This is a genomic window from Pseudomonas sp. B34(2017) (assembly GCF_002112915.1).
Classification (GTDB): domain Bacteria; phylum Pseudomonadota; class Gammaproteobacteria; order Pseudomonadales; family Pseudomonadaceae; genus Aquipseudomonas; species Aquipseudomonas pharyngis.
Genome location: NZ_NEJA01000009.1, coordinates 1 through 12,696, shown reverse-complemented (window position 1 = coordinate 12,696; position 12,696 = coordinate 1). Strand labels below are relative to the sequence as shown.

Here is a 12,696-nt window from a genome sequence, read left to right as displayed (position 1 = left end):
GGGGATCTCATGCAAGCACCAGCGAAAAACCGCAGCTTTACCCAATTGATCGAATTTGAAATCGAACCCGGCCAGCAACCGGCGCTGGTCTCGGCGCTGGCGCTGCAGACCGAACGTCTGGCCCAGCGTTACGCCGGCTTCGTCAGCGCCAGCGTCCAGGCCAGCGACGACGGGCGGCGAGTGTTGAGCTTCCTGCAATGGCAGTCCCGCGAGGCGGGGGAGGCGGCGTTCCAGAGTTTCGAAACCGGCGAGCAGGACTTCTGGCAACTGATCCGCACCCATCAGGCGCGCACCGTGACCTTCGGTTCATTCCAGGTGCTGAGCAGTATCGCTCGCAGTCACGACGATGGCTTGCACTGTCAACTGGTTGGTTAGATCGACAGCTGGATCAAGCGCTCGCCTTGCAGGTTTTCCGTGGGCCGGCGCTTGTTCACCGCCAGTTCGCCGATTTTGATCAGTCGCGTGCGGGTGACGTTGCGGCTCAGGCCGAGCAAGGACGCGGTGTGCACTTGGTTGTAATGGCAGAAGCGATAGGCCGCGCGCAGCAACGCGTCTTCGACTTTTTCATGCAGGGCGCCGGCCTGTTGCTCGAACAGTTTCTGGAAGGCGCGTTCCAGCAGCGCTTCCGGTGAGTCGTCGGCGGCCGCGTGTTGATCGTCGGGACGGTCGATGCGCAGGTTGGATAGACGTAGATCGTCGCGTTCGATCACGCCGTTACGGCAGATCAACAGCGTGTGATGGATGACGTTTTCCAGTTCGCGGATGTTGCCCGGCCAACTGTAGCCGCGCAGCTTGTGTTCGGCGCCGGGGCTGATGGTGATGCGTCCGTAACCCAGGCGCTGACTGTAGGCCTCGATGAAATGCCGGGTCAGCGGCAGGATGTCGCCGGGGCGGTCGCGCAATGGGCTCAGCTCCAGATTGACCACGTTCAGCCGGTAATACAGATCCTCGCGGAAATGCCCGGCGTTGATGGCTTTCTCCAGTTGCACGTTGGTCGCTGCCAACACTCGCACATCGATGGGAATGCTCTTGCGCGAACCCAGGCGCACCACTTCACGCTCCTGCAACACCCGCAGCAATTTGACCTGGATCGCCATCGGCAGATCGCCGATTTCATCGAGGAACAGGGTGCCGCCATCCGCCTCTTCAAACCACCCGGCCTTGGCGCTGAGGGCACCGGTGAAGGCGCCTTTTTCGTGGCCGAACAGTTCGGCTTCCACCAGCGATTCGGAAAACGCCCCGCAGTTGACTGCAATGAACGGCCGGTTGCGCCGGTTGCTCAGGTTGTGGATGTGCCGCGCTACCAACTCTTTGCCGGTGCCCGTTTCGCCGATGATCAGCACGCTGGCTTCGCTCGGTGCGACCTGTTGCAAATGCGCGAGCAGGGCCTGGGATTTCGGGTCTTCGAACACCTGAGCGGTGGCGCGGATTGAGGTGGCCAGGGCGGGTGAAGGCGGCAGGGTCAGCAGTTGCATGGGGTCTCGCTCCACGAAAGAAAATCAGGAATAGAACGTCGGCACCGGCAGGGACTGGTTCAGCGCCCAGTCGCCCAGCTCGTGGAGCTTGTAATCCAGCGGGTCGTGCAGGGTTTGCGTGCGCAGGTTGCGCCAGTGTCGGTCGAGGCGCAGCGATGCGTGGGTCGAGCGGGCGCCAGTGACTTCGAACAATCGGCTACAAATTTCCAGGCCCTGACGACTGGCGGCGACCTTGGCCGTGGCAATCGCCGTGGCCAGATGACCGCGTTCTTCGGCACTGAGGTTCGGGCCTTTGGCCCAGGCCTCGTCGAGCAACGCGGCGGCGCGTTCTACCAGCAGACGAATACCTTCGAGGGCGACCCAGAACTCGCCGTAATGGGCCAGCACATACGGATCTTCGCGCACCTCGCGCACCGAGGATTTGTGCCAGACACGGGTTTCGCTGAGGGTGTATTGCCGCGCCTCTTCAAAGGCCCCTTCGGCAATGCCGAGAAACATGTGGGTGAACGTCAGTTGCGCGATCAACGGGCGCAAGCAGGCGAACGGTGTGCTCAACGGACCGGGATCCAGCAGCAGTTCCGACTCTTCGACCCGCACCCGTTCGAACGTGGCGCTGCCGCTGTCGGTCTGGCGCTGGCCGATGTTGTTCCAGTCGTTATGCAGGGTGATGCCGCTGCGGCCGCTGGGGATCGCCGCGATCAACAGTTTGCCGCCGTTGCTTTCGTCCACCGCCGAGGCGATCAGCATCTGCGAATCGCTGGCGCCGGAGCAGAAGCTCTTCTTGCCGGAAAACTCGCGCCAGCCGCCCAGATCCTTGACTACGGTGCGGGTGTCCAGCGGGTTGAGCGCGTTGCCCCAGAACCAGTTCTGCCGCGCGGTCTGTTCGAACCACGGTTTCCATTGTTCGGGGCGGGAAAACAGGCGCACGGTGGCGAGCATCAAATGATGAAAACCGAAGACGTGGGCGATCGAGCTGTCGACCTTGGCGAACTCGCGCACGACTTCCAGGGTTTCGCTCCAGCGCGCGCCGAGGCCGCCGTAACGGGTGGGAATGCTCAGGGCCAGCAGACCGCTGTCGCGCAGGGCGTCACGTTCGGCTTTCGGTGTGCCGCCACGCTCGTCGCGCTCGACGGCGGTCAGGGCAAATTCGGCGGCCAGTTGGCGGGCGGTCTGCAACGGGGAGAGCAGGGTGCTTTGCGGTTTGGCAGTCACTCGGTCTTCCTCAGGCGTTGGCTTTGGCGGGCAGTACATCGTTGGCGATCATTTCGCCAAACGGCCCGGTGAGGTTGGTCACGCCGCGTCCGGCCAGGCTCGCGTACGGCTCGGGCAACAGCGGGAAGACCAGCTCGGCAAAGCGGTAGGCCTCTTCCAGATGCGGATAGCCGGAGAAGATGAAACTCTCGATGCCGAGGTCTGCGTACTCCTTGATTCGCGCTGCCACTTGCTGCGGATCGCCGACCAATGCGGTACCGGCACCGCCACGCACCAGTCCGACGCCGGCCCACAGGTTGGGGGCGATTTCCAGGTTGTCGCGGCGCCCGTCGTGCAGGGCAGCCATGCGTCGCTGGCCTTCGGAGTCGAAACGGGAGAAGGATTTCTGCGCAGCCTCGATGGTTTCGTCGCTGATGTGTTCGATCAGTTTGTCGGCGGCTTTCCAGGCTTCTTCGGCGGTCTCGCGCACGATCACGTGCAGGCGAATGCCGAACTTCACCTTGCGTCCGTGGCGGGCGGCGCGCTCACGCACGTCGGCGAGTTTTTCGGCGACGGCGGCGGGAGGTTCGCCCCAGGTCAGGTACACGTCGACCTGCTCGGCGGCCAGATCGTGGGCCGCGTCGGAGGACCCGCCGAAGTACAGCGGCGGATAGGGTTTCTGCACCGGCGGATACAGGGCTTTGGCGTTCTGTACCTTCAGGTGTTTGCCTTCGAAATCCACCGCTTCGCCTTGCAGCACCCGGCGCCAGATCTTGAGGAATTCATCGGTGACTTCGTAGCGTTCGCTGTGGCTGAGGAAGCTGCCGTCGCCACGGTTTTCGTCCGGGTCACCGCCGGTCACGACGTTGATCAGCAAGCGGCCGTTGGACAGTCGATCCAGGGTCGCGGCCATGCGCGCCGAAACGGTCGGCGAGATGATCCCCGGACGGATCGCCACCAGATAACGCAGGCGTTCGGTGAGCGGCACCAGCGCCGAGGCGATCACCCACGAGTCTTCGCAGGAACGCCCGGTGGGAATCAGCACGCCGTGGTAACCGAGGCTGTCGGCGGCTTGCGCCACCTGTTTCAGGTAATTGAGGGTGACCGGGCGCGCGCCTTGGGTGGTGCCCAGATAGTGACCGTCGCCGTGGGTCGGCAGGAACCAGAAAACATCCATGAACAGCTCCTCAGGCGATTTTCAGCAACGGTTTGATGTGAGTGCCAAACAGCGGCGCGGCGCGTTCAGCCGCCAGGCGGATACGTGCCTTGAGCGGTTCGCTGGTGATCTGGTAGTCGGCGAAATCGGCTTCGGTGGCGTACACGCCAATCGGCAGGGTCACGGCCTGGAAGAAACTGAACAGCGGGCGCAACTGGTGATCGAGGACCAGCGCATGGCGTTCGCTGCCACCGGTGGCGGCGAGCAGCACTGGTGTGTCGATCAGCGCATTCAGGTCGATCAGGTCGAACAAATGCTTGAGCAATCCAGGATAGGAACCGCGATAGACCGGCGCGGCGACGATCAGCAGGTCAGCCTGTTCGATGGCTTGCAGCTCGGCTTCGATCTCGGCCGGCAACTCCTGGCGGGACAGTGCGGCGCCAAGCGGGCGGGCGATGTCACCGAGTTCGATCAGATGACTCTCGACCGGCAAGTGCCCGGACAATTCGGCCAGCAGGGCCTGGGTCAGCACCAGGGTGCGGGACGGACGCCAGGTTCCGCCGGACAGGGCGACGACTTTCAGTGGACGCGACATGGTCAGTTCCTTTTTCAACAGTTGCTCGGCGAGCAGTGAGTAGTCACTGGAGCAGAGCAAGCGCTGTACCAATTCCTGTAAGGCCCGTATTCCGGGGCTTTGAGCGTTGTCGGCGGCTGTGCTCGTGTGACTTTCAGGCGGGTTTGTTGAACCGCTGTTGCCTGGGAAACAGTTGCTGGAGCAACAGTGCCGAACGCGATGAAGGATTTATAAAGGCTGACTTTTATTCCGTAAAAGACTGTTAATTGATATTGATAGGTCTTTTGAGAATATGCAGAGCGAATCCTGCCCGAATTCTGATAGCCACTATTGAGAGCGTTGATTTCTGCCAAAGCGTGCCCGGGCGTAGCCTTTCTCCATCGACCCACACTGCTCGCCAGGACGCTCCCATGAATCGTTTACTGACTGTTTCGCTGATGCTCGCTGTCTCCGTTCTCGCCGGTTGCGCGAGTCATGTTTCCCCGGAGCTGCGCCCTTACACGGCGGAGGAAACCCGCGAACTGGCGCTTGAATCGCTGAACCGTCGCGGTCTGTCCTTCGAGGAATACCACGCGAAAAAAGCCGAATTGCTCGGCCAGCCACAGAAGACATTCGGTTTCGATACCAAGGGTGAAATGAGCGCCGAGCGGGCCGTACAGCTGCACGGTCGTCCAAGCTGATAGCAAACTGTACTGCTCGAAGTTTTACCCAACTGTCCGTGGGTTTGCGCGGCGCCGTGGGATAGGGTCAACACCTGAATGACCCTGACGGACTGCCTGCCATGACCCTCTCGCTCGACCTGTTGCTGGGCTTTGCCCTGTTTGCCCTTGTCACCTCGATCACACCGGGGCCGAACAACACCATGTTGCTGGCATCGGGCGTGAACTTCGGTTTCAACCGCACCATCCCTCATATGCTTGGCATTACCTGCGGCTTCTTCGTGCTGGTGGTGGCGGTGGGTTTTGGCCTGGGCGCGGTATTCCAGACCTATCCGCTGCTTTATACGATCCTGCGTTATGTCGGCGCGGCGTACTTGCTGTACCTGGCGTGGAAAATCGCTCACTCCGGCCCGGTCGGCGACAGCGAGCAGGGCGAGGCGAAACCGATCAGCTATCTCGGAGCGGCCGCTTTTCAGTGGGTCAACCCCAAGGCGTGGATCATGGCCATTGGTGCCATCAGCACCTACACGCCGATGCAGGGCTATTTCACCAACGTGATCGTGATTGCGGCGGTGTTCGCCATCATCAACCTGCCAAGCGTCGGCGTCTGGGCGGCGTGCGGGACCTTGCTGCGCAACGTGCTCAAGGATCGCCGCTGGTTGCGGCTGTTCAACTGGGGCATGGCAGCGCTGCTGGTGATTTCGCTGTATCCGTTACTCCTTGAAAGCTTTAGCTGACGCAGCGCTACAACCGCCGGCCCGATGCCTGTTAAAGTCGCGTTCAGGAGCGTTCCTACGCACTTTTAAATGAAGTTGTTCTTCTTTAACGGCCTCCGATCAGGTATTGATGACGCTCTCGAACCCGGACGCAGCTCACAAGGCTGCGTCGTGCCGTTTGCAGACACGAGCCTCCTGATCCCGGAACACGCTCTGCGAGTCTTTTTATGAACACACGTCCGCTGTATTTCGATTACGCCGCCACCACCCCGGTGGACGAGCGGGTCATCCAGGTGATGATCGAGTGTCTGGGTTTCAACGGTAATTTCGGCAACCCGGCTTCCAGTTCCCACGCCTTCGGCCAGCAGGCCCGGCAAACGGTCGAGAACGCTCGCCGGCAAGTCGCCGAACTGGTCGGCGCCCAGGCGCAGCAGATCGTCTGGACCTCCGGCGCCACCGAATCCAACAACCTTGCACTGAAAGGCGTGGCCCAGGCCCGTGGTGTGTCCGGCGGGCACATCATCACCAGTCAGATCGAACACAAAGCCATCCTCGACACCGCCCGGCAATTGCAGGACGCCGGTGTCGCCGTGACCTATCTGGTGCCGGACGCCGAAGGCCTGATTACCGCGCAAGCGGTCAGCGAAGCGATGCGTGAAGACACCTTTCTGGTGTCGCTGATGCTGGTCAACAACGAACTCGGTACCGTAAACGACATCCCGGCCATCGGCGAAGTGGTGCGTGGGCGCGGGGCGTTGTTCCACGTCGATGCGGCCCAGGGCGCCGGCAAGGTCGCGATCGATCTGGCGCAATGGCCGGTCGATCTGATGTCGTTTTCGGCGCACAAACTCTACGGGCCCAAAGGCATCGGTGCGCTGTATGTCGGCCCGCGTGCGCAACAGCGTTTGCAGGCGCAGATTCACGGTGGCGGGCACGAGGGCGGCTTGCGTTCCGGTACGCTGGCGACTCACCAGATTGCTGCCATGGGCTCGGCGTTTGCCCTGGCCGCCGACGCTTTCGATGACGAGAAGAAAACCATCGTTGCGTTGCGCGAACGACTGCTCGAACAACTCTTGAGCCTGCCCGGCGTGCGCCTCAATGGCAGCAGCACCCAACGTATCCCGCACACCTTGAGCCTGACCTTCAGCGAAGGCGAGTTCAACCCGGCAGCGCTGAGCCATTCGATCGCGTTTTCCGCGACCTCGGCCTGCAATTCCGCGAGCAACACACCGTCCCACGTTTTGCTGGCATTGGGGCATGACGCGCACCTGGCCGGCCGTACCATTCGCCTGAGCCTCGGCCGTTTCACCACCGCCGAAGACATCGACAAGGCTGTAGATCTGATCAAGACCGCCTGCGCCAGTGCTCCGGCATTCTGGGCGACAGGACTTTAACCAGCCGACCTGACGGCTACGAACAATAACGATGAAGTGATTGGCAGGAGACATGATGAGTACCCAGACTTTGACCGAAGGAACGGTTCCCCAGCGCCTCGCGCACACCCGTGAATTGATGCGTCGCGAAGGTATCCATGCGTTGCTGGTGCCGTCCGCCGACCCGCACCTGTCGGAATACCTGCCGGGTTACTGGCAGGGCCGGCAATGGCTGTCGGGTTTCCATGGCTCGGTCGGCACGTTGATTGTCACCAACGATTTCGCCGGGGTCTGGGCCGATAGCCGTTACTGGGAACAGGCGACCAAGGAACTCAAGGGCAGCGGCATCGAGCTGGTGAAACTGCAACCGGGTCAGCCGAGCCCGCTGGACTGGCTGGCCGAGCAGACGCCGGAAGGTGGCGTGGTTGCGGTCGACGGCGCGGTGATGGCCGTCGCGTCGGCGCGTACGCTGGGCAGCAAGCTCGAAGCGCGGGGCGCCAGCCTGCGGACCGACATCGACTTGTTGAAGGAAGTCTGGAGCGATCGCCCGGCGTTGCCGAACGCGCCGATCTACCAGCACCTGCCGCCGCAGGCGACTGTCAGCCGTGGCGAGAAACTCGGCAAACTGCGCGAAACCTTGCAGGAACGCGGCGCCGATTGGCACTTCATCGCCACCCTTGACGACATCGCCTGGCTGTTCAACCTGCGCGGCGGCGATGTGTCGTTCAACCCGGTATTCGTTTCCTTCGCGCTGATCAGCCAGCAACAAGCCACGCTTTTTGTGGCACTGAGCAAGGTCGATGCTGAGCTGCGCGCAGTGCTGGAAAAAGACGGCGTGGCCCTGCGCGATTACAGCGAAGTCGCTGACGCCTTGCGGGCGATCCCGAGTGGCGCGAGCCTGCTGGTGGATCCGGCGCGGGTCACCAGCGGTCTGCTGGATAACCTCGACACTGGCGTGAAACTGGTCGAAGGCCTGAACCCGACCACACTGGCCAAGTCGCAGAAGAGCCTGGCGGACGCCGCACACATCCGTCAGGCGATGGAGCAGGACGGCGCGGCGCTGTGCGAGTTTTTCACCTGGCTGGATTCGGCCTGGGGTCGTGAGCGCATTACCGAACTGACCATCGACAAAAAACTCACCGCCGCCCGGGAGCGTCGCCCGGATTATGTGTCGCTGAGTTTCAACACCATCGCTGCGTTCAACGCCAATGGTGCGATGCCGCACTACCACGCCACTCCGGAAGAACACGCGGTGATCGAGGGTGACGGCTTGCTGCTGATTGATTCCGGTGGCCAATACCTGGGCGGTACCACCGACATTACGCGGATGGTGGCGGTCGGTACGCCGAGTGAAGAGCAGAAACGTGACTGCACTCGGGTGTTGAAGGGCGTGATCGCCTTGTCCCGCGCGCATTTCCCGAAAGGCATTCTGTCGCCGCTACTGGATGCGATTGCCCGTGCGCCGATCTGGGCCGAAAACGTGGACTACGGTCACGGCACCGGTCACGGCGTGGGCTACTTCCTCAACGTGCATGAAGGTCCGCAGGTGATCGCCTATCAGGCGGCGCCGGCGCCACAAACCGCCATGCAGCCTGGAATGATCACCTCCATCGAGCCGGGCACTTATCGTCCGGGCCGCTGGGGTGTGCGGATCGAGAACCTGGCGATGAACGTTGAAGCGGGGAGCAGTGAGTTCGGCGAATTCCTCAAGTTCGAAACCCTGACCCTGTGCCCGATCGACACTCGCTGCCTGGAACCGTCGTTGCTGACGCAGGAAGAGAAGCAGTGGTTCAACGCCTATCACGCCGAAGTGCGCGAGCGTCTGAGCCCGTTGCTTGAGGGCGCGGCGCTGGATTGGTTGAACACCCGTACTGCCGCTATTTAACAGGTTGAAGCTCGGGCGCTGCGGCCAGCGCCTGGGTCATGAAGTCGACAAACGCGTTGACCCAGGCGGACTGGTGTGGTTGTGGAGATTTAACGCAGGGCTTCCACAACGAAGTCGAGCCGGTCCTGACCGAAGAACAACTGGTTGTCGATGAACATGCTCGGCGCACCGAAGACGCCACGCTTCACGGCGGTTTCGGTGTTGTCCTTGAGCGCAGCCTTGACCGCTTCATCGTTGGTCAACGCCAGTACTTCTTCAGGATTGAAGCCATGTTCGGTCAGCACGGCGGCAACTGTTGCCGGCTCATCGAGGGCGCGGCCTTCAACCCACAGCGCTTTGAACAGGCAATCGATGAATGCCAGGAAGCGATCCGGATAACGCAGTTGAATGCCGGTGACCGCGCGCATCAACATCAGGGTATTGATCGGGAAATGCGGGTTGAATTTCAGGGGCACGCCGTAGCGTTTGGCGTAGCGGTCCAGGTCCTGAAACATGTAACGACCCTTGGCCGGGATCATTGCCGGCGACGCGTTGCCGGTGGCTTTGAAGACGCCGCCCAGCAATATCGGAATGTAGATCAACTGGCTGCCGGTTTCAGCGCAGATTTTCGGCAGTTGGGTATACGCCAGGTAGGTGGCGGGGCTGCCGAGATCAAAATAGAACTCCACGGTTTTGCTCATGTTCGCTGCACTCTGTTTTTGTTCTTGGTGGGATTACCAGCGTTCGTTCCACGGACGCAGATCCAGTTCGAACGTCCAGGCGTCCCGTGGCTGGCTATGCAGATACCAGTAGTTCTCGGCAATGTGTTCGGGGTCGAGGATACCGTCCTGATCTTTGGTGGCATATTTGTCAGGGAAGTTGTCGCGGATGAAATCGGTATCGATGGCACCGTCGACCACAACGTGGGCGACATGAATGTTCATCGGGCCGAGCTCTCTGGCCATGCTTTGTGCCAGAGCCCGGATACCGTGCTTGGCTCCCGCGAATGCGGCAAAACCCGAGGCGCCCCGCAGACCAGCGGTGGCACCCGTAAACAGGATCGTGCCGCGACGGCGGGTCACCATACGTTTGGCGACTTCCCGGGCATTGAGAAACCCGGAGAAACAGGCCATCTCCCAGATCTTGAAATACTTGCGGGCGGTTTCTTCAAGAATGCTGCAGGGCACGTTGGCGCCGATGTTGAAAACGAACGCTTCAATCGGTCCGAGGCGGGTTTCGATATCTTCAATCAGTGCAATTACGTCTTCTTCCTTGCGCGCATCGCACGCAAAACCGTGGGCTTCGCCGCCGTCCGCCTGAATGGCTTCCACCAACGGCTGCAGTTTGTCGGCGCTGCGCCGCGTGACGCACGCGACGAAACCTTCCTTGGCGAACCGCTTGGCGATGGCGCCGCCCGTGGCATCACCTGCACCGACAACCAATACGACCTTCTTGTTATTCATGGGTGGATCCCTTTAGTAAACGATCGTTAAGTGAACGAACGTTATGCTAGGATTTGCTCAGCGTCAAGGCACTCAATGTGAGGACAAAACATGCGGTATTCCGCCGGTCACAAGCTGGAAACCAAAGAAAAGCTCCTGCAAAGCAGCTCGTTGTCTGCGAAAAAAAATGGGTTTTCATCAATGGGCGTCGATGGTCTGATGAAGGCGATCGGCTTGAGCGGGGCGGCGTTCTACAGTCATTTCTCGTCCAAGGACGCCTTGTTCGCGGCGATCGTCGAACGCGAGTTGGGCCAGAGTCTGGAGCGCTTGGGCGGGCAGGGTACGCAGGATCGCGAACGGTTGGAGCGATGCTTGAAACTGTATCTGAACATGGCCCATGTCGAGCAGCCTGATCTGGGCTGCGCATTGCCTGCGTTGGGCGCCGAGATCGCGCGGTCCGATATTGTTGTGCGGGAGCAGGCCGAGCTGTGGATTTGCAAACTTCAGGAGAATTGGGCGCAAATTCTGGAAAGTGACAGCCTGGCCTGGGCAATTCTGTCGCAATGCGTCGGAGCACTGGTGGTGGCGCGTATGCTGGCGTCGCCCAGGATTCAGCAGCGGGTGCTGGATTCATGCCGTGAAGAGATCGGGATCCAGCTCGCCGCTTCGCGAACGCAGTAGGGGCGATGATTTATTTGCAGATGACGATCATGCTACGGCTGGTATAGCCGGCGGGGTTGAGGCCAAAGGGATAATCACCTGGCTCTTCCACGGTGTCGCCAGATTTTGCAATGACTTTGTAGCCCTTCGGCGCGCAAGAGTTCGCGGCACTGGCGTAGCACTTGTCCCAAGAGGAGGACAACCCCGAACAGTTGATGTGCAGCCCTTTTTTGCCGTGTTTGACCTGGGTCTTCGACGTCGCCGCGCAGCCCGCAACGGCGAGTATGGCGATCAGTATCAAAATTCGTTTCATTACCGTCCTTATGGCCGCCTCGAGTCTGACGCTCGGGTCTGCCTGTATGCGCTCTCGCTTGAAGCGTTCCGATATCCCTATCCGAAAAAATCCATGTCTGGCACTGGGTTGCGAGGCTAAACATGGCCTAAATGAACGCCAATTGCCAGACCTTCGTAAAATCCTCTTTCAATCTGCCGCGATGGCGGGTTTAGAGGTGCTGCCCATCGTCATGGTTGCTCCTACGGAGGCCAGAATAATGCACAGGATCGCCATCCATTGTGACAAAGAGAGGTATTCCTGAAGGAAAAACAGACCCGAGAGTGCGCCGAAGGCCGGTTCGATGCTCATCAGCGTGCCGAAGGTGCGGGCGGGCATGCGGGTAAGGGCGACCATTTCCAGTGTGTAGGGGAGAGCTGTGGACAGGATCGCGACCCCGATAGCGATCGGGATCAATGCGGGTGTCAGCAGTGCGCTGCCGGCGTGGACGATGCCTATGGGGGCGACGAACAGGGCTGCGATCATCACGCCAAGCGCCGCGGTGGTCACGCCATTATCTGCTCCAGCCTTCTGGCCAAACAGGATATACAAGGCCCAGCACGCGCCGGCTCCCAGCGCATAACCTGCACCGATCAGATCGATACCCGTTGTCGTGGCGCCGGTCGGTATCAACAGCAACAAGCCGATAGCAGCCAGGGCAATCCAGAGAAAATCGATCGCGCGACGCGAGGCATAGATAGCTACTGCCAGCGGACCCGTGAACTCCAGCGCGACTGCGATGCCGAGCGGAACGGTGCGCAACGACATATAGAAAAGGAAGTTCATGCCGCCTAGCGCCATCCCGTAGATAATCACTGTGCGCAGTGATTTGGCTGTCAGCTTCGCTCTCCAGGGTTTGAGCAATAACAGCATGATCACGCTGGCGAAGATCAGGCGAAGGGTAGTAGTACCTTGGGCTCCAACGATAGGGAACATGCTTTTGGCCAGCGAAGCGCCTGACTGGATTGATGCCATGGCTATTAATAGCAGGCCAACCGGGAACAGAGTTGAGGCAAGGCTGCGAGGTTGATCGTTCATTGCGTGGCATCATCCGAAGAGTAGCTGTTGTATTGGGCAATATAGTGCGCACTCGCCAAGTCCCCGTCTATATAGAAGCGGTCTTTTTCCTTCTCTTGATAGAAAATTCAAATTAAGGGTTGACGGCAGATTCTGAGTCTCTATAATTCGCCCCACTTCCGGCGCAGCCGAAACGGAAAACTCCTTGAAATTCAATGAGTTAAGCAGGTTTCGAATG

Annotated in this window: 14 protein-coding genes; 6 read left to right on the top strand and 8 right to left on the bottom strand. The window is 60.5% G+C overall.

Annotated features, from left to right (window positions below; genetic code table 11):
- Positions 1–9: 9 nt before the first annotated feature.
- Positions 10–375, top strand: a complete 366-nt coding sequence (locus CAF80_RS25740; RefSeq protein WP_085668152.1) for an antibiotic biosynthesis monooxygenase — start codon at positions 10–12, stop codon at positions 373–375.
- On the opposite strand, the gene CAF80_RS25735 is transcribed toward CAF80_RS25740, so the two are convergent.
- The 4 genes from CAF80_RS25735 to msuE are packed head-to-tail and all read right to left on the bottom strand — an operon-like array spanning position 372 to position 4,417.
- Positions 372–1,475: a sigma-54-dependent Fis family transcriptional regulator gene (locus CAF80_RS25735; protein WP_039770342.1), complete on the bottom strand. Its 1,104-nt coding sequence runs from the start codon at positions 1,473–1,475 to the stop codon at positions 372–374. The genes CAF80_RS25740 and CAF80_RS25735 overlap by 4 nt on opposite strands.
- A gap of 24 nt (positions 1,476–1,499) precedes the next feature.
- The gene (locus tag CAF80_RS25730; protein ID WP_039770341.1) at positions 1,500–2,687 is read right to left on the bottom strand and encodes an acyl-CoA dehydrogenase family protein; all 1,188 of its coding nucleotides are present in this window, start codon (positions 2,685–2,687) and stop codon (positions 1,500–1,502) included.
- A 10-nt stretch (positions 2,688–2,697) separates the two neighbouring features.
- On the bottom strand, positions 2,698–3,843 hold the full coding sequence (gene ssuD / locus CAF80_RS25725) for an FMNH2-dependent alkanesulfonate monooxygenase (RefSeq protein WP_007955828.1): 1,146 nt from the start codon (positions 3,841–3,843) through the stop codon (positions 2,698–2,700).
- A gap of 10 nt (positions 3,844–3,853) precedes the next feature.
- On the bottom strand, positions 3,854–4,417 hold the full coding sequence (gene msuE, locus CAF80_RS25720) for an FMN reductase (protein ID WP_007955830.1): 564 nt from the start codon (positions 4,415–4,417) through the stop codon (positions 3,854–3,856).
- Between the two features lie 389 nt (positions 4,418–4,806).
- On the opposite strand from msuE, the gene CAF80_RS25715 reads away from it, so the two are divergent.
- From CAF80_RS25715 to CAF80_RS25700, 4 genes are all read left to right on the top strand, one after another.
- Positions 4,807–5,076 (top strand): hypothetical protein, encoded by a 270-nt coding sequence (locus CAF80_RS25715; RefSeq protein WP_011335229.1) that lies wholly within the window; start codon positions 4,807–4,809, stop codon positions 5,074–5,076.
- Between the two features lie 101 nt (positions 5,077–5,177).
- Positions 5,178–5,792, top strand: a complete 615-nt coding sequence (locus tag CAF80_RS25710; protein WP_039770336.1) for a LysE family translocator — start codon at positions 5,178–5,180, stop codon at positions 5,790–5,792.
- A 206-nt stretch (positions 5,793–5,998) separates the two neighbouring features.
- Entirely contained in the window at positions 5,999–7,165 is a 1,167-nt protein-coding gene (locus CAF80_RS25705; protein ID WP_074687904.1) for an aminotransferase class V-fold PLP-dependent enzyme, read from the top strand.
- A 55-nt stretch (positions 7,166–7,220) separates the two neighbouring features.
- Positions 7,221–9,029, top strand: coding sequence for an aminopeptidase P family protein (locus CAF80_RS25700; RefSeq protein ID WP_074687902.1), 1,809 nt, complete (start codon positions 7,221–7,223; stop codon positions 9,027–9,029).
- Between the two features lie 89 nt (positions 9,030–9,118).
- Here the strand turns inward: CAF80_RS25700 and CAF80_RS25695 are convergent, their stop codons facing one another.
- Entirely contained in the window at positions 9,119–9,709 is a 591-nt protein-coding gene (locus CAF80_RS25695; protein ID WP_039770330.1) for a 2-hydroxychromene-2-carboxylate isomerase, read from the bottom strand.
- A gap of 33 nt (positions 9,710–9,742) precedes the next feature.
- Positions 9,743–10,471 (bottom strand): SDR family oxidoreductase, encoded by a 729-nt coding sequence (locus CAF80_RS25690; protein WP_039770328.1) that lies wholly within the window; start codon positions 10,469–10,471, stop codon positions 9,743–9,745.
- Positions 10,472–10,561: 90 nt separating this feature from the next.
- On the opposite strand from CAF80_RS25690, the gene CAF80_RS25685 reads away from it, so the two are divergent.
- Complete coding sequence (locus tag CAF80_RS25685) at positions 10,562–11,131, top strand: TetR/AcrR family transcriptional regulator (RefSeq protein ID WP_039770327.1); 570 nt, start codon at positions 10,562–10,564, stop codon at positions 11,129–11,131.
- Between the two features lie 10 nt (positions 11,132–11,141).
- Here the strand turns inward: CAF80_RS25685 and CAF80_RS25680 are convergent, their stop codons facing one another.
- A complete protein-coding gene (locus tag CAF80_RS25680; protein WP_007955851.1) occupies positions 11,142–11,423 on the bottom strand; it encodes a hypothetical protein in 282 nt (93 codons plus the stop codon).
- 168 nt (positions 11,424–11,591) lie between these two features.
- Entirely contained in the window at positions 11,592–12,479 is an 888-nt protein-coding gene (gene rhtA / locus CAF80_RS25675; protein WP_039770325.1) for a threonine/homoserine exporter RhtA, read from the bottom strand.
- Positions 12,480–12,696: the final 217 nt, after the last annotated feature.